Source organism: Streptomyces pseudovenezuelae (assembly GCF_029892565.1).
Taxonomy (GTDB): domain Bacteria; phylum Actinomycetota; class Actinomycetes; order Streptomycetales; family Streptomycetaceae; genus Streptomyces; species Streptomyces pseudovenezuelae_A.
Map to the genome: position 1 here is coordinate 11746 of NZ_JARXVH010000037.1, position 19275 is coordinate 31020.

Consider the following 19275-nt stretch of genomic DNA (forward strand, 5'->3'; position numbering starts at 1 on the left):
CTCCAAGGAGTCAGGTTATCGCCGCGGTGTTCAGTTCTGCGTGAAGAAGGCGGTGATGATCTCGTTGACTGCGTCGGGCCTTTCGAGGCAGCCGTAGTGGCCGCAGCCCGGTATTTCCTCGTACGTGGCGCCCGGGATGTGGTGGGCGAGTTCTCGTACCAGTGCGGGGCGGGCGACGAGGTCGTCCCGGAAGCCGATGACCTGGCAGGGCACGGTGATCCGCCGGTAGGCGGGCAGGCGGTCGCCGATCAGCTCCAGGCCGAGCTGGCCGCGGACCGTGGCGGGCGCGACGGGTGACAGTTCGAGGACCGACAGCCAGTCCTGGAGTCCTTCCTCGTCGTTGAGGGTGTCCGGGGAGAGGTTCTGCAGGGCTTGGACGTAGGCCGCGTAGCGCGGGGGAAGGGTGATCCCGCTGTCCGCGAGGGCGAGGTCGGCGGCGGACATGGCGGTGATCAGCGCGTCCGCCCGTCCGCAGGAGGCGATGAGCACCGCCTGGCGCACCAGCTCGGGCCGGGCCAGGAGCAGCTCCTGCACGATGATCCCGCCCAGGGAGAAGCCGACGACCCGGCACGGGCCGGCGTCCAGGTGGGCGATGAGCGCGGCGATGTCGGCGGCCATGTCGCCGAGGGTGAATCCCTCTTCGCACAGGTCGGTCGGCGGTATGCCACGGTTGTCGACGGTGATGACCCGGTAGCCGGCGGCCTTCAGGGCGGGCACCTGGTGGGCGCGCCAGATCCGGCCGGGGGCCGCGGTCCCGGTGACCATGACGACGGGCTCGCCGGAGCCGTGGTCGTCGTAGCCGAGGTTGATTCCGTTGACGTGTACCACCGGCATCGGGCGGTCCCCCTCAACTTCCGGTCCGGGCGGGCTCGCGGCGCTCCGCGAGCGGCATGTCGACCGGGGCGAGGGCCGCCTGTTCGATCGCCCGGACACAGAGCGGGGTACTGTCCATCACGTTGAGCGCCTCGGGCCGGTCTGCTGAGACGTGGCCCCGTGGCTCGTACCGCACCCGGGTGCCGGCCGGGCTCATGCCGTGTGCCCCGCGAACCGGCCGACCTTGGTGATGACGTCCTCGCCGTACAGGCGCAGGGCCTGTTGGAGGGCGAACTCCGCGATGTACCGGCGGAATTCCTCCGGTGGTTCCTCCGCCGCGTTCAGCATGTGCCGGTTGGCGACGACGGCGGGGCTCTTCAGCCGTTGCGCGCCGCGTTCGACGGCCGCGTCGAGTTCGCCGGGTTCTACGACCTCGTCGATCAGGTGCCGTGCGTCCGGTTCGGCCGCCCACAGGCGGCGGCCGCCGAGGATGACCTGACGGGAGATCCGCGGGCCGGTGTGCCGGCCGAGGCGGAAGTTGCCGGCGCCGGGCACGATGCCCTCGCGGGCGGCCGGCAGCGTCAGGTAGGCGTCCGAGGCGGCCACCACGAGGTCGCAGGCGAGCAGCAGTTGCATGCCGCCGCCGATGGCGAAGGTGTCGACCGCCGCGATCCACGGTTTCTCGACCGTGGGGGACTGCCAGGAGCGGTCGTGGTCGACGAGGAGTCCGGCGATCATCTTGCGGATGTAGCCCGTCTCGCGGCGGAGCAGGAACCCGGTGAGGGAGATGTCGCCGGCGTGCAGGCGCTTGAGGTTGATGCCGGCGCTGAACACCCGTTTCCCGCGGTAGCGGGGGTGGGTCATCTCGCCGCCGCGCAGCACGGCCACGTGGACTCCGGGGTCGAGGAGGGCGAGGTCGACGGCGGTCTCCATGTCGTCGACCTGCTGTTCGTCCTCGGCGTTCAGACAGTCGTCCCGGCACATGGTCAGGTACGCGGTGCCGTCCCGCCGTTCGAGGAGTACCGAGTGGGTGCGCAGGACACCGGTGCGGGTGAACTCCGGCAGGAGGTTCCTGGCCCGGTCGGTGGGCCGGAGCATCGCGTCGAGCAGGTGCGGCCCAGCGTGCGGTGACCTGAGCACCGCACGCAGGAAGACGCCCTGGTCGATCTCCCAGCCCTCCTTGTCGGCCTGGCGCCGGCCGCGGTCGGCGGCCATGTGTTCGGGGCTCGGCACCAGACCGGGGAACTGTGCCGCCACGGCGTCGAGCAGTTCCTCGATGCGCAGGCCCGCGGTGTCCTCGGTGAGCCGCCGGTACACGGAGTCGATGTACCGGTCGAGGTACGACGTCCTCAGAGCGCGGGAGGTGTTCTTCGCGGCGGCGATCTCGGCTCGCTGCTCGTCGGTGCGTGCGGCGGGCTCCGGTAGCGTCGCGACGAGTTTGTCGACGCGGGTGGCCGCCTCCTCCACCTGCGGCCAGAGGTCCGGAGCGTGGGCCGTCACGAGGCCGCCTCCTCCGCGGTGGTCCGCAGGGCCCGGTCACAGGCGGCCAGGTGCGGGCCGAGTGCGTCCTCGAAGGAGGTGGTGGCGGCGTCGAACAGCAGCTGCCGACGGATTGCCAGCTCCTTGCCGGCCAGGCCGCTGGTGAGCCCGGCCACGGCGGCGACAGTCACGGCGGGGTCGTCGACCATTTCGTCGGCGAGTCCGAGGCGCACCGCCTCGGGGCCTTCGACGGGCAGCCCGAACAGCACCGCCCTGCGGACGCCGGCAGGGCCGGCGAGCTGCGCCAGCCGGTAGCCGGCCATCCCGGGCCAGGTACCGGTCTTGTCCCGGGCCACGAGCAGCCGGGTGCCGGGGGTCACCGCGCGGACGTCGGCGGCGAGGAACACGTCGAGTGCCGTTCCGCCGCAGTCGCCGTCGGCCACCGCGACGGTGGCCAGGGGGAGCCGTTCCAGGCGGCGCAGCGCCCGCTCCCACTTGCTGACCAGCATCACGTCGAGTCCGCCGGTCCAGTCGCCCTGCGGGGTACCCGTCGCGTGGACGGTGAGGGGGCCGTGGGCGGCCCGGTCCTCGGCCCGGTCGCAGATCTCCTGGACGGCTCCGACGGTCGCCGCCGACAGCGGCTCGCTCCCGTCGACCGTCAGCGCCAGCGCCTCGCTCATCGTGCTCACCGGCCTCACCACTGGACCAGCGCCGTCTCGAGCGTGGAGCCGGGCCCCATGGTCATCAGCACGCCGTACTCCCCTGGTTCGGTGATGTCCTCGTCGAGCAGTCGCTCGTAGGAGAAGAGGAACGATCCGCTGGACACGTTTCCGTAGTCGCGCAGCACCCCGGTGGTGTGCCGGACGTCGTGCCGGGTCAGCCCGAGGTTGACGCCGACCGCGTCGATCACCTTCTTGCCGCCCGAGTGCACCAGCCAGTGCGCGATGTCGCTGCGGCGCAGGCCCGTGCCCTCAAGGAGCCGGTCCACGACGATCTCGGCGTGGGCGCCCACGACGTACGGGATCTGCGGGTCGAGGAAGAAGCTGAACCTGCCGAGGTCGCGGTCCCAGTCGTAGCGCATGGCGTCGACGGCCTCGGGGATGATGCAGCTGGCGAACTTGAGCAGCCGCGGTCCCTCGGAGGCGACCGTGCCGGGGTGCGCGCCCGCGAGCAGCGCGACGGCTCCGGCGCCGTCGCCGAACAGGCTGTTCACCACGGCGGTGCGCATCGAGGAGTCCATCGCGTACGCGGCTGAGCAGGCTTCCGTGCACAGGACGACGGCGAGTTCGCCGGGGTGTGCCGCGGCCCATCCCGTGACGACGTTCAGGGCGTTGAGCCCGGCGTTGCATCCCATGCCGACGATGTCGGAGCGGCTGCAGTGCCGGTCGATGCCGAGCTCCCGGATGAGCAGGGCGCTGAGGCCCGGGGTGAGGAAGCCGGTCGAGGTGACGCAGCAGAGGTGGCGCAGGTCGGAGAGGTCGGCGCCGGCCCGCTTCAGGCAGGCGCGCAGTGCCTCGGCGCCCATCTCGACGGCCAGCGACCGGTGCTTGTCGAGCAGGTCGCCCTGGGGTTCGGGGTTCCGCGCGCCGGCCTCGTCCGGCACGGGCAGGACCAAGTGGCGCCGCTCGATGGCGCTGTTGAGGAAGACCGAACGGACCCGGGGATCGCTGATCCCGAAGGCGTCGAGCACCTCTTGCTGGGAGTACGAGGTCGGCGTCACCGCCGTACCCACTCCCACGATCCGCGGGCTGGTGAGTCCTCCCGAGAGGAGGCCCGGCTCCGCGGCGACGGGCCGTTCGACAGTCGTGGTCATCGGTAAGTCCACCCCCACCTGCGCGGATTGCTGCGCAGCGTCCGTAAAACGCGATTCATTTTTCTGACCTTTCATGTGCGGCGCATTCCGCCTCTATGAAGCGGGTGAGCCGTGCGATTCCCTCCTGGATCTCCGCAGGCGTCAGATAACTGATGGAAAGTCGGATTCCGTTCCGGCCTCCGCCCAGGGGATGGAAGTGCTCCATCGGCGTCCAGATGACGCCGAATTCCTGGGCCGAGCGGCTCAGTGCGGCCTCGTCCGCCCGGAAGGGCACCTGCACGCTGAGGAAGAATCCGCCGGCGGGTTCGTTCCACCGCACTCCGAGCTCCGCCCGGCGGTCGGCGGGGAGGCAGCTGTCCAGGCGCTGGAGAACGGACCGCATCGCCTCGCCGTAGTACGCGGCGGCCTCGGAGTTCATCTCCGAGACGCGGCCACGCGCGGCCAGCAGCGCGCCCGCCACCGTGGCTTGGCTCAGGGACGGGGTGTTCACCGTGATCATGCTCTTGATCTTGGCGAGTTCGGCGGCGAGCAGGGTGCTGCCGCCCACGCCGTCGGCCACCGGCTGGTCGGCGACGACGTAGCCCACCCGGGCGCCGGGGAAGACGGTCTTGGAGAAGGAGCCCAGGTGCACGACCGTGCGGGCGCGGTCGAGGGCCTTCAGTGTCGGGAGCCGCGGGCCTGGGCTCACCATGCGGTAGGGGCTGTCCTCCAGGATCAGCAGTCCGTGGCGCGCGGCGGTCCGCAGCAGGTCCGTACGGGTGCGCAGGTCCAGGGTGTTGCCGGAGGGGTTGGCGTGGTCGGGCAGGACGTAGAGGACGCGGGGGCGTTTACCGCGGGCCCGCAGTTCCCGGATCGCCGCCTCCACGTCGGCGCACGCCAGCCCGTCCTCCCGCTCCTCCACCGGGTGCACCTCGATGTCCAGCAGCCGCGCCGCTCCGATGATCCCCACGTAGCAGGGGCTGGAGACCAGCAGCACGTCGTCGGGGCCGCCGATAAGCGCCCGCAGGGCCAGCAGCATGGCCTCCTGGGCGCCGAGGGTGACGACCAGCGATTCGGCGGGGACGTCGATGCCCTCGTCCGCCATCAGCGATTCGGCGATGATCTCGCGGATCATGCCGGCGGTTGGCCCGTACTGGTAGAGCGCCGTCCGGATTTCCTGGGGCGTGCGCCCCTGGTCGGCGAGATGGTCGAGGTAGCGGCGGGCGTGGGTGAAGATCTGCTCGGTGTCGAAGAACCCGTCGTACGGCCGGCCCGGAGCGAAGGAGATGGCGTCCGGATAGCGGAAGGTGATCTCGTTCAGGAAGTTCATCGTGTCCAGGACGGGGTCGGAAAGAGCGCTGTGCAAATCCGTCCGGCGCAGCTCCTCCGGCATGGTGGGCGCCGGTGCCGGCTCCGCGGGCGCGGCTCCCACGCGGATCACCTCGCGTCCGAGGTCCGTCACCGAGCCGGCGCCGGTGAACTCCATGGCCCGGGCGAACTCCCGGACCAGTCCCTGCAGGTCCGACAGGTCGGGCACGCTGTCTGTGCTCCTGTCCGCGGCCTCGTCGCCGCCGACCGCGTCCGTGGGCACACCGTCCCGCGCGGTCGGCCGGAGCACCACCGCGTCGGCGCCCGAGGCCAGCGCCACCAGGATGTCGGCACCACGGCGGATGCCGCCGCTGAGCAGGACGAGTCCCCCTCCGGCCACGGCGTCCGCGATCGCGGGCAGTTCCCGAAGGGCGGAGGTCACGACACCGTCGGCGCCCGCCTCGATCGCGCGCAGCGCGTCCTGTGCGGTGTCCGTCCCGGCGATCAGCAGCGGGAGCGAGGTCTCCGCGCGCAGCAGGGGGAGTGCCGACCAGTCGACGGGGGGCCGCGGGCCGGGGTCCGGCGCGAGCCGGAGGGTGAGTGCGCCGAAACCGGCGTCCTGCGCTCGTCCGGCAAGTTCGTGTGCCGCTCGCCGGTCCGGTACGGCGGTGATGTCCAGCCACAGCGGTACGTCGCCGCCGACGGGATCCGCGGACCACGGTGCGGTGGTCACTACGGCGGGGAGCCCTGCCGCGGCACTCGCGCGGACCGCTGCCCGTTCCCGTTCGGGGCGGACTCGGTCGGGGTGCGGGCCGACGACGACCGGCGCGCTCCACATACGTCCGAAGACCTTCACCCCGGTTTCGGGCGCCCCCGCGAGCCCGTACCGACCCTGGACGAGACCGGTGCGGTCGAACAATGCGCGGTTGACGGCGGCCGCGGCCCGTTCGGTCACGGCAGGGGAACTATCGGAGCGGGCATCTTCTCGGATGTGCTGCGCTGCCATGGATTCCCTCCGAAAGCCGTCGGCCCGATCTCTGCGGCTGAATTCGCGGCCTAAGCATCACATGACCCCGGGGATTCAACAAAGTCGTCCAACTGCGCGTATCACACGCTTGGACACGAGAAATAAGCGAGTGGAGTCGAGAGGGAATGGGGATGGCGAAAGAATACAAGAATGCATGGGCATTCGGCCGGGCCCTCCCGTGATATTCCACGAGAGGGCCCGGCCGGTGTCCAACCGTCGAATGCGGGCACTTGGACAGCTGCGCAGTCCTACCCGTATTCCACCGTCTGGTGCTCTATCCGCGCGGCGATCTCTCCCCACACTCCCGCGAATTCGTGGGCGAGATCGGCGACGATGGAGGTGCAGTGCGGCGGGACGCTGTCGATGATCGCCTGCCATTCGGCGCCGGTCAGGGTATGGATGTTCAACAGCCGCAGCAGCGTGCGGCCGGTTTCGCTGAACCGTAAAGCGGGATCGGATTTCAGGCGGTCCACGGCCGCGACGCGCGCCGCGATCCGCGCCGTGCTGATCGCCTGCTCGGCGGCGGCGATCCGGTCCCGGCTGGTCTCCTCGGCCGGCGTCCTCGGCCGCGGACGAGCCCGGACACGCGGCTTGGGCAGCGGGTCCTCACCCTGATGGATCCGGTTCCGCACGTCCCGGGCCGTCTCCGGCGATATCCGTGCGGCGCGGGCGATCTGCCGCAGGGACAGCCCGGGATTCTCCCTGATGAGTTTCCCGGCCAGTTCGCGCCCCACCGCGCTGTTGACGGGACGGACCCGTCCGTCCTGTCCGATCCGGCTGCCCTCTAACAGAGTGTCCCCCGCCGCCTGTCGGCGGATCTCGGAGACCGTGCCGGGCGAGAGGCCCGTGGCCGAGGCGATCATGCGGTCCGACCACTGTGGGTGCGTCGTGATGATCCGGCTCGCCGCCCTCTTCCGGTCCGCCATGGACAGCGGGAGCCCGTGCGTGATGTTCGACTCCACCGAGAGCACGAAGGCGTCGGACTCAGTGCCGTCGAAGTACGTCACGGCGATCTTGTCGTCGCCGCGGAGTTGCGCCGCTCGCAGCCGGTGCACACCGTCGATCACTCGCATGGTCTGCCGGTGCACCAACACCGGTGGAAGCGGAGCCCATACTTCCACCAGTGCCTGTATGTGGTCCTGATCCTCTCCGGTACTTCGCGGTGACCCTTCCACGACCAAGGAATCGATGTCGACGTCGACGATCACCCCTTGTTCGAATTGCGCCTGGCCCAGCTGCACCACAAACTCCCCCCGAGGCTCTACCTGCGCATAAGTTCGCATTCCGCGACGAACGACAGATTTCTCGGTCATGACCCGCCTGACGAGATCAGCCACCTGTCGAGAATTCCGCGGACAGGGGCCAGGCGGCTTGCCAAGGAAGGTCCGGTTACGGGCGACGACGCCTCACCCGCAACTTTGGCCCCTTGACACACTTCGGCCGACGGAACATCCGGTCGGCGCATGCTAGTAGATCTACGAATTGTGCCCATGCTTGAACTCATTCGACTTCCCCCGTAATGCCACCACACGAGCCGCACCACAGGAACTGCGGTGCTGTTGGCCGACGGCGGCCTGACACCGCACGCCGAGTTGGACACTAGAACAGCAGACGCCCTACGCCTCGTCCAGAGTCCGTCGTCCCAGTAGGTGGCCCGCACGGTGTCACGGGTACCGGACCCAGCCTGTCGTAGGCAGGGGAACCGCAGGTCCGACGGGCACTACGGCATTCCGTCAGGCCTGCTCAACGGCGGCGGGAATATGATGAAAAGCCGGAGACGCGCCACCGGAATGGCGCGGACCGGTGGCCGTAAACAGTGTCCCGCCGGCGGGACACGGCCAAACGCCTGCCATTAGGGAGGCGGAGATTCAGATTCCGATATCGGCGTCTGCCAAGGGGTCGGATTGCTCCAGCTCGCCAGCCGCTTCATCGAGGCGTGACACGATCCAGTCCAGCAGGTCGAGGCCCGCGGCCTCCGCCGCCTGCTGCCACCGGACCCGGCGGTCCGAGGGAACCTGCAGACGCACCAGTGGGTGCAGCAGCGTCCGGTCGGCCTGGCGGTGAGCCCGGACCTGCCGACGCAGCTCGTTGCGGGACCAGCCGCCCCGCTCGGCACGTGTCAACCACTCGTCCTGCTCGTCGGCGGGGCTGCCCGCCACCTCGGCATGGTGCTGGAAGCTGAGCCGCGCACGCCGCCGGGAAGGCTCGAACTTGCCCGCCACCCAGGCGTAGTTGCGCAGGGTCTGGTAGTCGAGCCCGCTCTCGGTCAGGGCCCTGCGGTAGCGGTCCCGGTACTCCCTGCGGCCATAGATGAGCCAGTCACCCAGCCACCATGCCGATGAATCCGTGACCACGAACATCTGCCGGCCGAGATGGGCCCACTGCGCGAGCGGCAGTCCGGGGGAGAGCATCAGGGCGGTGCGCCGGGTCGCCGCTCGCACGTCCAGCGTGACGTGTTCCTGGTCCCCCACCACCGGTTCCGTCGGCCGCCCGCTCCTTCGTGCCGCCTCGCCTGCCATCCTCCGCACCTCACCGCCCCCTTGTCCGCACGCCCTCATCCTTCACGGCGCGACGTCTCGGCGAGGTAACAGAACGGATCGGGCGGACAGCGGGAGGAAGTGGCTCTGTGTTACGGCGGAGTTACCTGTTCCGCGCTGTACTTGGGCGCGCGGAGCAAGCGGCCCCGCGAGCAGACCGAGGAGGCCCCATGGTCACCGCGACCCGGTGTTGCGCCGAGTGCGGCACGCAGTTCGCCTGGACGAGCCGGAATCCGACCCGCAGGTTCTGCGGTCCCAAGTGCCGCACCCGGTGGTGGCGGACGGATCGCGGACGCCCGACCGAGCAGGACGCTGCGCCGGGCGAGCCCACCGACCCGTCCGCGGTCCGCCTGGGAGCCCTTCACTCCTGCCCCAACTGCGGGCAGCACCTCACGGTGATCAACCTGCTCGTCGGCTGCGAACCGTTCCCCGGGGCCGACACCATCCACTAGCACGGCACGGCCCCGGGGGCCGGCCGATGCCGTGGCTCGGCCTACCCCCGGGGCCGGTGCGTGGTGTGCCGTACTACCCGGCCGAGCACCGGGTGGTGTTCAGGGTGAAGCCGACCGGGTCGTCGTTGCCGCCCGTCGCGGTGCCGCTGAACGACACGCGCCGGGTCTGGCCGGGCCGGATGGTCCCGCCGGAGTCGGGGCTGTGGACGGTCACGTCGGTGCCGTTCTGCGACACCACGGCTCCGTCCGCCTCTACGGCCCTCTGCCCGTCGGCGTAGCGGTAGCGCAACGCCCATGCGGTGAGCGGCGTCCGTCCCGTGTTCTTGATCTCGATGGTGCCGGCGAACTCGCCGGAGGCGGAGGTGTCGCCCGCCTCGTAGTCCACCCGGCAGCCCCCGGCGGGCACTTCACCGTGGGAGTAGAACACGTTGTCGGGCAGGGCGGAACGCTCGACGTCGGTGTTGGCGGCGATGACGTCGGCCAGTCCGTGGCGGAAGCCGATGCCGTATGTCTTGGAGATCGCCTTGAGCGTGGCAGCCTGGTTGCCGTAGAAGAACCGGTCCCCGTCGCGCAGCTGCTGGAACTCCCGGGCCCACATCGCCTGTTGGAGTTCACCGAACTCCGAACCCTTCAGATGCGGTTCGGCTTGCATGCCGACGTAGGCGTCCACCCGGTCGACCGATCCGTAGATCGCCTTGAGCCGGGCGGCGAGCGGGGTGCGCCGGGTGAAGGTGGTGGCGGAGGTGTCCCCCGGCAGCGCCTGGAAGCCGACCTTGCTGCCGAAGAGGTTCCTCATGTCGACGAAGTCGACACTGTCCGGGTCGTTAATCTCGGCGCCCGGCGTCAGCTCCGCGTCCTTCGGGAAGGATTCGCCGGTCTCACCGGTGATGCCCTTGAAGGACTTCACCGGGGCGAGTCCGTAGGCCTTGCGCAGGTCGTTGTAGGACGGCATGCCATGGTCGCGGCTGCGGGCCAGGTCGGTGGCCGCCAGGTCGAAGACGCACTTGGGGTCCGCGTTCGGTGCCGAGCACAGCACGCTGCGCAGCAGGTGGTCGGTCATCTCCTCGTTCCGGTACTGCGCCTTGTCCCCCAGGGACTGCAGGACGGGGCCCAGCCCCAGATCCTTGAGCAGCTCGGGGTTGTCCCGCATGAACTCCAGGCTGACCTCGACGCTCACCGGGCCGTCCGGAGCGCCCATGACCAGGAGGCCGGCGGCCCGGAACGCCTCCAGCTGCTCCTCGGTGTAGCGGCCGGCCGGCTGGTTGAGCGAAGTGGCGCCGTGGATCATGCTGTGCGCACGGTAGCCGGTGGTCGCAAACTCGTTGGTCAGCGTGGCATCGGTCCTCGGGCTGTAGCCCCGGTAACCGGGCAGTGTGATCCCCACCGAGGGCAGGAACTCGGTGTAGGTGATGTACTGGATCTCGCTGATCACGACCCGCCGGGCGATCTGGAACTTCTCCTCCTCGGTGAGGGAGGCGGGCAGCGCATCCACGATCCGGTTGTGCTCCCTGGCGAACAGCGTCTGAACCCCGGTCACCGCGATGTTGTTGTTGACCCGTACGTCTCCTGCGACCACCGCGCTGCCGGGGTCGGCCCTCAGGCGCCCGTCGATGTCGGTAGCCGGGGCGGTCGACACATCGCCCCGCGCGTCCCGCCGCGGCAGATAGTCGTCCGGCAGCAAGAGCTTCGCGCCGTTGTTGGACAGGTCGCTGTCCACCGCTCCCTGCCGGAGCCATTCCAGCCGCGCGCTGTCACTGCCGTAGACGGCCGAGGCGTCGAGGTAGGAGCTGTCCATGTTGACCTGCTGACGCGCCTTGGCCACACCAGTGCCACGGGCGGGCGTGGACCGGGTGAACGGCAGGTAGTGCTTCCCGGAGACCAGCTCCAAGGGGTCGCTGTCGTCGCCCGCCATGTCGGCGGACTCGCCCTGCGGGTCCGTGGCCTGCTCGCCCAACCGCAGGGCGAAGGTGTGGTCGAGGAACTGGGCCCAGGTCCAGGCCCATTGACTGACCTGACGCTCGGAGAAGATGTTCGCCGGCAGCACCTGCTCGCCCTGGACCTCCTCGTCGGCGAAGACCCGGTTGCTCACGTAGCGCGGGTCCGGCCCGGCGACCGGCTTGCTGCGCCCGTCGGCGTAGTTCGCGAGCGCAAGCCGGGCGTAGGCGGTACCGGCCCGCCCCCAGTCCGGGTGCGCCCTGTTGTTGCCGCTGCCGTCCAGCGACTGTATCTCCGGGTGTGCTCCGCTGTGCCCTCCCGCCGCGCCGGACGGCGCTGCCAGGGCGGTCACCAGCGTGGCTAACACCGCGGTGACGACACCCGCTCGGGTACGCGTGAGTGAGCGTCTGGAAGCCGAGCCGTGCCACATCTCGTACCTCATGCCATGTCCCTTCTCTGTCCTGACCGGACGGATCTGTCCTTGCGGACGCATGCGTGGACGCCGCCCCACGCGTCCCTCAGGGCCGTGCGGGCATCTCTTCGCGGTGGGGTGCGCCGGCCGAGGAGCCGGGCGGGCCCGGGTACCAGCGGCTGGGGGCGTGGTGTTCGTGATGCAGGGGAGCCTGAGGGAAGTCCCTTCCGTCTCCGGCGAGATGACGGGCGCGGGGCAGCCGGCCGCACCAACGGGTACGGGCTCCGGCAGAGGTTCGGTCCGCGGGTCGTGGCACAGGCGCGAAGTCGGACAGTGACAGGTGGGGACAGAGCGGTCGCCGCGTCGCCAAGAATGCACGAAGGCACGTCCAAGTGACAGATCCGGAAGCTTGGACAGAGACCTTTCCGGTCGGGACACAGCACCCGCTGGAGCACCACCGTGCCGCCCCGCCTACCGCCGTTTCGGACGGCGAGGTTGTCGGACGTCGACTCCCTCACGGACGCGGCTGCCTGACAGGCGAGGACTCGGCGCGGAGTCACATGACCGACGAGGAACGGTCGAGAAGTGTGTGTCCTGCACTCCCGTCCGCGGGTGAAGACGCCGGCTCATCGCTTCGTCGAGCTGCGGCCTTGAGCGTGTCCTTGCCGTAGGCGGGTGCAGCGGCCGGTGAGACGGGCAGCCAGGAGATAGGCGCGCAGCGCTCCCGTCCTCGACGCGTCTTCGAAGGTGGCGGAACGGGATGGCCGAGCCACACGAACCAGCAGACACCGCACAGCTGGCGCAACAGCCCTTGCGACACCGGTGACAGAACAGCGACACAACGGCCCACAACCCACGTGGGGGCTCCCAGGTCTCACAACACGTGCGCAGCAAACGCCGGTTGACCGCCGAAACGCCAACCGACGCGTAGCCGGCACCGGCTGATCCAACAAGTCGGCGCACCCGCCGCCGTCCACGCTTCGACGGTGTTCGAAACCTTGGCGGATGTCCTCCGGCGGCACCTACGGTGAGGCGCCACCAGCGACCACGAGCCGCTGCATGCACGGTGGGGCTCGCAGTCGTCCGCGGAAACACCGGCACACCCAAGCACGACCACTCCACCCGCCACAGACCACAGCCGGGCGCTCTCCGTGCTCACCCACGCTGTTCCGCGATCACTCGCCGCCGCCTCCGCGGTCATCGTCTGCGGCAACGGACCAAGCTGTAACCACCCCAGGGTCAGGGATTAGCCGCCCACCACGCAAAGCGCCCCCTACCTCGAAATCGAGCACAGTCTCCTGACCGCTCTCTCAGGCGAAACACCAGCACACCGCATCGTCGCCAAAGCCCTCCGAGAACAACTCGACACCGCAAAAGCAGCACGCCCATCAGGCACCCCGCAGAACTGAGCAGGTACCCCACCGCGGCCAGGCGCACGACCAGCAGCTCCCGACTGAGGCGAAGTCTTATCAGTCAGTGTCCCGTTCGCCTAGTTCGATGCGGCCCTTCCGCCTCCACTCCGCGCGCTGCTGCGCGGCTCAGCAACTCGCCGCGGACCTGCTGCTCGACGACAGCAACACTTACCCGGCCCATCGCAGAAGAGGGTGTAGTCGGGGGCTGTCGGTTTTCGAGGTCACCTGCACGGTTTTTCACGCTCGGCTGCACTCCTGTCCGGGCGCGGCGAGACGTGCGCCAGGGAACGAGCTATGCACCGTCGTTGCCATCACGCAGGGAATGAACCATGCTCTGCAGGATCCGGAACGCGCCTGACTGCTCGGTCTCGGTCATGCCGGCCAGCATTCTGACCTCGACGGACCGGACCGCTACGGTCGCCTTCTCCAGGCTCCGTCGGCCGCGGGGCGTGAGCCGCGCGGGAAGAACCTTCCCGACGGACGCCTCCGCAGGCCTGGTCACGTAGCCGTCTCGTTCCAGGGCCTGGAGCAGCACGTTCATCGACTGCCGTGTCACGAACGCGCCCCGCGCGAGCTCGGAGTTCGACAAGCCCGGCCGTTGAGCCAGCAGTTCGAGGCAGGAGTAGTGCGTCACGCTCATCCCGAGTGGCCGCAGCACCTCCTCCATGGCTGCGCGCAGGACACTCGATGCCTCTTTCAGCAGGTAGCCCAGTGACCTCTCCAGGTCGACACCGTCTTGATTCATGTCAGCATTCTGACATACATTGCTCTGTGTCAGGAATCTGACACGAAGAGAAGGAGCATCATCATGCCCGCCACCGGCCCCGACTTCATCTCGCTCCAGGCGCGCGACCTCGACGCTTCGCAGGCGTTCTACGAGCAGTACCTCGGCCTCGTCCGCTCGCAGGCCGGACCTCCGCACGCCGTCGTCTTCGAGACGAAGCCGATCGCGTTCGCACTCCGCGACGTCGTTCCCGGCACCGATCTCGCATCCGCTGCCCAGCCCGGCATCGGTGCCGCGATCTGGCTCCACGCCACAGACGTCCAGGCCATCCACGATGCTCTCGTCGCCGACGGTCACACCATCGTCTCCGCACCGATCGACGGCCCCTTCGGCCGGACATTCACCTTCGCCGACCCCGACGGCTACCAGGTCACTCTCCACGACCGCGCCTGATACGCCCAACGCCACCGGACGATCACCGGTCCCGGAAGACCGCGGTTGCGCCCTAGGCTCGTGCGCGACGCTACCTTCTGCCCTGCTGACCTGACGACGTTCTGCCGGCCGGACGACCTCGGCTTGAAAACGGTCGGCCAACAACTGCGCCCCGATCACGCCGTGTTGCTCTGTCGAGTGCTCGACCCTGATGGCTGGTGCCATGCCTGCGGCTGTCTGGGGGTGCCGCGCGACGGCGTGCTGCGCCGACTGGCACACGTCCCGCTCGGCCGACGGGCAACGATCCTGCACGTCCGCATCCGCCGCTACGGCTGTTCGGGCTGCGGGCAGGTCTGGCGCCAAGACACCGGCCGCCTGCGCCGAGGGCGGAACTCTCGACGCAGGCGGTGATGTGGGCGTTGAAGAGTGTCGTCATCGACCGGATGCCGATCGCCCGGATCGCCATCGGGCCCGGGGTGTCCTGACAGACCGTCAACGACGCCGTCTCCGCGACCGGCCAGCAGTTACCGATCGCCGACCCGACCCGCTTCGACGGTGTCCAAGTCCTGGGCGTGGATGAGCACGCGTGGCGCCACACCCGCCGCGCGGACAAGTTCGTCACCGTCATCATCGACCTCACCCCGGTCCGCGACGGCACCGGACCGTCGAGACTGCTGGACATGATCGAAGGCCGATCCAAGCAGGTGCTCAAGACTTGGCTAAAGGCCCAGACACCAGCGTTCCGCGACAGGATCGAGATCGTGGTCGATGAGCTTTCCCGGCTGGTCGGGCGGGCGGATCAGCGCAGCCCGGCGAAGAGGTCGTTTTCGGGTACGGCCGTGCCGGTGGCGTCCTGGACGCGTACGAAGGTCTCCACGCCCATCAGCTCGCCGAACCTCTCCTTGCCCAGCTTGAGGAAGAAGATGTTGTCGCCCTGACTGGCGTGCGCGGCGAGCGCGTCGAACTTCTGGCCGCTGAACGCGGTGGTGTCCACCCATGTGGTGATCTCATCGTCGGGGAGGCCGATCTCGGCCATCGCGGCGGCCTCGGCGGGATCAGGCTCCGGCATGTCCGGATGAAACTCGCGCATGATCTCGCCGAACCGCCGCATCATCGAGCGGGGCATCGTGGTCCAGTACACCTTCGGTGTCAGCTCGGTCATCTCCAGCGCTGCCATCGTGATGCGGTGGGCCTGGATGTGGTCGGGGTGGCCGTAGAAGCCGTTCTCGTCGTAGGTGACGACCACATCGGGTCGGTAGTGCCGCATGAGGTCCGCGAGTCGGGCCGCGCTTTCCCCCACGGGGGTCTGCCAGAAGGCTCCGGGGGCGTCGTTGCTGGGCCAGCCCATCATCCCGGAGTCGGCGTAGTCCAGCATTTCCAGATCGCTGATCTTCAGGACATCACAGCTCGCTTCGAGTTCTTGACGGCGCATCAGGGCTACGGCCGCCGGATCGTGGCCGGGATCGCCCGGCTTGACACCCCCTGGCCCGTCGCCGCAGGCGCCGTCGGTACATGTCACGAGAACCGTGCGGATGCCTTCCGCCGCATACTGCGCGAGGACCCCTCCGGTTCCGGTGGCCTCGTCGTCGGGGTGGGCGTGTACCGCCATGAGCGTCAAGGGCCGGTCAGCCATGAAACAGTCCTCCTGCAGAAATACGTCGTGGTCCGTGAGAGCGGCGGGCGTACCGCGACCCGGGACCCGGATCCTGGTGGGGTGGACGACCTTGTGGTCTCCCTGTTCCCCGCCCGTGCGGTGCCGGTCTCACGGTCGATGCAACCATCCCGGCGGGACCGTCTGTTCCCGGTGCGGCCGTTTGGCTTGCAGACATCGCCGTTCCAAGCGAACGAGGTACAGGCGCCATCTGCATGTCTCAGTGCCACATCGGATCAGATGTCCATCCGGCACCGGTCGCGAGACTTCGACACGAAACTTGAGCCCCGCAAGGCGCCCCATGGGGACACGACGCGAAGGTCCGTCACATGCCCCGAATCGTCTGGTCCGGGGCCGTCAGCGTCGGGTAACTTATCTGGACTGGCGTACTTGCAGGCAGGGCAGGGACCTGCACGAAGACGCCAACGCTCTCGCCGGCATGAAGCATGGACGGGCCTGTCGTGGTCAGCGGGCGCCCGTCCGTGTCACGCAGTACGCAGTAGCGCTTGTGCTGAGCGAAGTCGACGACGGTTGCCCTTCCCAGCGATGAGCGGGCCCGCACGATGTCCAGTTCGTTGACTCGCCTGCCCTGGCAACTCCGCCAGCGGAGCAACTGGCCACCCTTTGCTGTGCGGGCGTAGGGGTGCTTGGGGCCTCTGCGGCTGCGGTTAGTGGGCGCCGACGTAGCGGATGGCCATGCTTCCCTCCGAACGCGTCGTTCTTCGAACGATCTATCGCATGCCGACATGATCAGGAACGGCGACCGTGAATCGTCCCGCGTCGATGCAGCTGGCCTGACCGCAACATCCCGCACACGTCAGGAGATCCGAGGGGCGGTGCCCACCTGTTTTGATGACGAGTGTTGTTGGCACCGGCTGGGTTTGATCATTTGGATGTGCCGACGTCCAATCACGACGCCCTTCGTGTCAAGTCCCACCATCCGTTCGACACGAAGGCCAGGGTAAACATGCCATGTCTGCCTGAAAATAAGCAGCACTAATGGTTTCATAGCGGCCAAATCATCGCTTGGGAACGCCCTTTCATCCCTCCAAACGGTTGACAGTCCGGTGTTACATGCCCGAACTTCATGCGTAACACCTGGTGCCCGAGACCCATGAATGACGCAGCACCTGCGTGGCTTCTCCGGATCAAAGATGTCCTCACGCACTTCGGCGGGCATGCCCCGCCTTGGTGCCCGGAGAGGGTTCGGCTCCTTCTGCAAGGTCCGACGAGCGCTGAACCTACAGAAATGGGAGTGAGAGCATGCCCCCGGAAAACCTGTCTCGCCGTACGCTGCTCGGCGCCGCCGGCACCGCTGCCGCTGCGACCGTGCTGCCCGTCGTCCCCTCCTTCTCGGGTTTGGTGTCCGAGGCAGTGGCCGCCACCCCCCAAACCAACCTCAACAACATGGTGAACATGCGATTCGGCATGTTCAACCACTTCAACATGGGCACGTTCACCAACGAGGAGTGGGCTGCCCCGAACCAGAACCCCGCCCTGTTCGCCCCCGCGGCGGTGGACTGTGCCCAGTGGGCGACGGCCGCGGCCGCGGCGAAGATGAGCTACGGCGTGCTGACGACCAAACACCACGACGGCTTCTGTCTCTGGCCGACCGCGTACAACGGCTACAACGTCGCCAACAGCTCCTACAAGCAGGACATCGTCGCCCAGTACGTCGACGCGTTCCGGGCCCAGGGCCTGAAGGTGGGCCTGTACTACTCGATCTGGGACCGCACCTACAGTGTGCAGGCGTACGACACCCGGCACGGCGTCGCCGCCGACCAGACAATCCAGCCCAGTGATCTCACCTACATGCTGAACCAGATCACCGAACTGCTCACCGACTACGGCACTATCGACATGTTCATCACCGACGGATACGCCTGGCAGATGGGCCAACAGGCCGTCTCGTACCAGCGGATACGCGAGCATGTGAAATCGCTCCAGCCAGACATCATCATGATCGACCATGGTGGGTTGTCGGTACCGTTCCTCGGCGACGCGATCTACTTCGAGGAGCCATTGGGTATCACCTCGCCGGCCGGAAACACCTACGCCTCCATGCAAGGGCAGACGATCAGCAACGGATGGTTCTGGCATCCGTCCACACCGAACGAAGACCTGATGAGCAAGGCGTCAATCCTGTCCCACCTGGCGGAACTGGAACCGAACTACACCTCGTTCATCCTCAATTGCCCGCCCAACCGCGATGGCAAGCTGGATACCAACGTCGTCACGCGGCTCGCCGAGGTCGGTGCAGTATGGAGCCCCGACAGCTCCAGGGAGCCCTTGCCAACGCAGATGCCACGCGCCGAGCATCCTGTGACACCCGTCAGCGCCTACGCCACCGGGTTCCATGCCGGCGAGGGCCCGATGAACGCGATCGACGGGCTGAGCGACAAAGGCTTCGAGACCTGTTGGTCGACGTGGGGACTGTCCCCGTCCCTGCCTCACTCGATCACGATCGACCTAGGTGGGGTGTGGAGCAACATCTCGACCCTGGAGTATCTACCCAAACAGTGGAACCGCACCAACTCAACCGACGGCGACATCACGTCGTACACCATTTCCACCAGTGTCGACGGCACGACCTTCGCCCAGGTCGCCACCGGTTCCTGGACCAGCGACCGTGTCACCAAAGTGGCCGAGTGGAATGCCAGGCACGTTGGTTTCGTGCGGATTCAGGCCACCTCCGGCACCGGCGGATACGTCAACATGGGCGGCATCCGGATCGGCGGCAGAACTGCCAAGCCAGCTCTCTTGTCACGCGTCCTGCCGGGCAACGCAACCGCCTATCGCCTGGTCAACCGCAACAGCGGCCGGGTAGCCGACGTGAGCGGGAACGGAACTTCCAACGGCACCGGCATCCTCCAGTGGCCCTGGCTGAACCAGGCCAACCAGAATTGGACGTTCACCTGCACCGACGACGGCTACTACAAGATCAAGAGTCTCGGCAGCGGCAAAGTCATGGAAGTGGTTGGCCTCTCACGTGCAGACGGCGGCAAGGTAGGCATCTGGTCGGACGAGAACGCCTTCCAACAGCACTGGGCGGTGACGCCCACGGGTGACGGCTACTACTACCTCACCAACCGGCTCAGCGGGCTGTCTCTCAATGTCCACGGCGCCTCCACCGCGGACGGCGCCGACGTCGAGCAGGAGACGTACAACCGGGCATCCCAACAGGAGTGGCAGATCATCGCCGTGTGATGCCTCGATTCAGATCACGCCCTGGCAAGTGGACGTGCGGTGCATCCGCTGAAAACTGCGTCCTGGGTGGATCACAAGGCGACTTTGACCGCCT

General features: G+C 68.2%; 14 protein-coding genes and 1 pseudogene. 4 read left to right on the forward strand and 11 right to left on the reverse strand.

From position 1 onward, the window contains the following. Positions 1 to 30: 30 nt before the first annotated feature. From M2283_RS49345 to M2283_RS49380, 8 genes are all read right to left on the reverse strand, one after another. Positions 31 to 834 carry an alpha/beta fold hydrolase gene (locus tag M2283_RS49345; protein ID WP_280883184.1) on the reverse strand — a complete coding sequence of 268 codons (804 nt, stop codon included), beginning with the start codon at positions 832 to 834 and terminating at the stop codon, positions 31 to 33. A gap of 13 nt (positions 835 to 847) precedes the next feature. Further along, entirely contained in the window at positions 848 to 1030 is a 183-nt protein-coding gene (locus M2283_RS49350) for a hypothetical protein (RefSeq protein ID WP_280883185.1), read from the reverse strand. Next, positions 1027 to 2313: a (3,5-dihydroxyphenyl)acetyl-CoA 1,2-dioxygenase DpgC gene (gene dpgC, locus M2283_RS49355; protein WP_280883186.1), complete on the reverse strand. Its 1287-nt coding sequence runs from the start codon at positions 2311 to 2313 to the stop codon at positions 1027 to 1029. Before dpgC ends, M2283_RS49350 begins: the two co-directional genes overlap by 4 nt. Next, positions 2310 to 2972, reverse strand: a complete 663-nt coding sequence (gene dpgB / locus M2283_RS49360; protein ID WP_280883204.1) for an enoyl-CoA-hydratase DpgB — start codon at positions 2970 to 2972, stop codon at positions 2310 to 2312. The genes dpgC and dpgB overlap by 4 nt, the downstream gene beginning before the upstream one ends. A 14-nt stretch (positions 2973 to 2986) precedes the next feature. Further along, positions 2987 to 4105: a 3,5-dihydroxyphenylacetyl-CoA synthase DpgA gene (gene dpgA / locus M2283_RS49365; protein WP_280883187.1), complete on the reverse strand. Its 1119-nt coding sequence runs from the start codon at positions 4103 to 4105 to the stop codon at positions 2987 to 2989. A 55-nt stretch (positions 4106 to 4160) separates the two neighbouring features. Beyond that, positions 4161 to 6347: an aminotransferase class I/II-fold pyridoxal phosphate-dependent enzyme gene (locus tag M2283_RS49370; RefSeq protein WP_280883188.1), complete on the reverse strand. Its 2187-nt coding sequence runs from the start codon at positions 6345 to 6347 to the stop codon at positions 4161 to 4163. Positions 6348 to 6667: 320 nt separating this feature from the next. Continuing rightward, on the reverse strand, positions 6668 to 7660 hold the full coding sequence (locus tag M2283_RS49375; RefSeq protein ID WP_280883189.1) for a ParB/RepB/Spo0J family partition protein: 993 nt from the start codon (positions 7658 to 7660) through the stop codon (positions 6668 to 6670). 627 nt (positions 7661 to 8287) lie between these two features. After that, entirely contained in the window at positions 8288 to 8938 is a 651-nt protein-coding gene (locus M2283_RS49380) for an LmbU family transcriptional regulator (protein ID WP_280883190.1), read from the reverse strand. Positions 8939 to 9126: 188 nt separating this feature from the next. On the opposite strand from M2283_RS49380, the gene M2283_RS49385 reads away from it, so the two are divergent. Continuing rightward, complete coding sequence (locus tag M2283_RS49385; RefSeq protein WP_280883191.1) at positions 9127 to 9408, forward strand: hypothetical protein; 282 nt, start codon at positions 9127 to 9129, stop codon at positions 9406 to 9408. Positions 9409 to 9481: 73 nt separating this feature from the next. On the opposite strand, the gene M2283_RS49390 is transcribed toward M2283_RS49385, so the two are convergent. Continuing rightward, the gene (locus tag M2283_RS49390; protein ID WP_280883192.1) at positions 9482 to 11710 is read right to left on the reverse strand and encodes a peroxidase family protein; all 2229 of its coding nucleotides are present in this window, start codon (positions 11708 to 11710) and stop codon (positions 9482 to 9484) included. A gap of 1749 nt (positions 11711 to 13459) precedes the next feature. After that, on the reverse strand, positions 13460 to 13912 hold the full coding sequence (locus tag M2283_RS49395) for a MarR family winged helix-turn-helix transcriptional regulator (RefSeq protein WP_280883193.1): 453 nt from the start codon (positions 13910 to 13912) through the stop codon (positions 13460 to 13462). A 63-nt stretch (positions 13913 to 13975) separates the two neighbouring features. On the opposite strand from M2283_RS49395, the gene M2283_RS49400 reads away from it, so the two are divergent. Both M2283_RS49400 and M2283_RS49405 read left to right on the forward strand, forming a co-directional pair. Next, positions 13976 to 14344 carry a VOC family protein gene (locus M2283_RS49400; protein WP_280883194.1) on the forward strand — a complete coding sequence of 123 codons (369 nt, stop codon included), beginning with the start codon at positions 13976 to 13978 and terminating at the stop codon, positions 14342 to 14344. A gap of 60 nt (positions 14345 to 14404) precedes the next feature. Further along, positions 14405 to 15087, forward strand: a pseudogene (locus M2283_RS49405) (transposase); the annotation flags it as partial. A 35-nt stretch (positions 15088 to 15122) separates the two neighbouring features. Here M2283_RS49405 and M2283_RS49410 read toward each other — a convergent pair. Next, positions 15123 to 15956 (reverse strand): PIG-L family deacetylase, encoded by an 834-nt coding sequence (locus M2283_RS49410; protein ID WP_280883195.1) that lies wholly within the window; start codon positions 15954 to 15956, stop codon positions 15123 to 15125. A gap of 1281 nt (positions 15957 to 17237) precedes the next feature. On the opposite strand from M2283_RS49410, the gene M2283_RS49420 reads away from it, so the two are divergent. After that, positions 17238 to 19181, forward strand: a complete 1944-nt coding sequence (locus M2283_RS49420; protein ID WP_280883196.1) for an RICIN domain-containing protein — start codon at positions 17238 to 17240, stop codon at positions 19179 to 19181. Positions 19182 to 19275 lie beyond the last annotated feature (94 nt).

What these genes read in the sequence shown, in the direction of transcription:
- M2283_RS49345 (WP_280883184.1), bottom strand. Translation starts at nt 834, where the DNA reads ATGCCGGTGGTACACGTCAACGGAATCAACCTCGGCTACGACGACCAC.
- M2283_RS49350 (WP_280883185.1), bottom strand. Translation starts at nt 1,030, where the DNA reads ATGAGCCCGGCCGGCACCCGGGTGCGGTACGAGCCACGGGGCCACGTC.
- dpgB (WP_280883204.1), bottom strand. Translation starts at nt 2,972, where the DNA reads ATGAGCGAGGCGCTGGCGCTGACGGTCGACGGGAGCGAGCCGCTGTCG.
- dpgA (WP_280883187.1), bottom strand. Translation starts at nt 4,105, where the DNA reads ATGACCACGACTGTCGAACGGCCCGTCGCCGCGGAGCCGGGCCTCCTC.
- M2283_RS49380 (WP_280883190.1), bottom strand. Translation starts at nt 8,938, where the DNA reads ATGGCAGGCGAGGCGGCACGAAGGAGCGGGCGGCCGACGGAACCGGTG.
- M2283_RS49385 (WP_280883191.1), top strand. Translation starts at nt 9,127, where the DNA reads ATGGTCACCGCGACCCGGTGTTGCGCCGAGTGCGGCACGCAGTTCGCC.
- M2283_RS49395 (WP_280883193.1), bottom strand. Translation starts at nt 13,912, where the DNA reads ATGAATCAAGACGGTGTCGACCTGGAGAGGTCACTGGGCTACCTGCTG.
- M2283_RS49400 (WP_280883194.1), top strand. Translation starts at nt 13,976, where the DNA reads ATGCCCGCCACCGGCCCCGACTTCATCTCGCTCCAGGCGCGCGACCTC.
- M2283_RS49410 (WP_280883195.1), bottom strand. Translation starts at nt 15,956, where the DNA reads ATGGCTGACCGGCCCTTGACGCTCATGGCGGTACACGCCCACCCCGAC.
- M2283_RS49420 (WP_280883196.1), top strand. Translation starts at nt 17,238, where the DNA reads ATGCCCCCGGAAAACCTGTCTCGCCGTACGCTGCTCGGCGCCGCCGGC.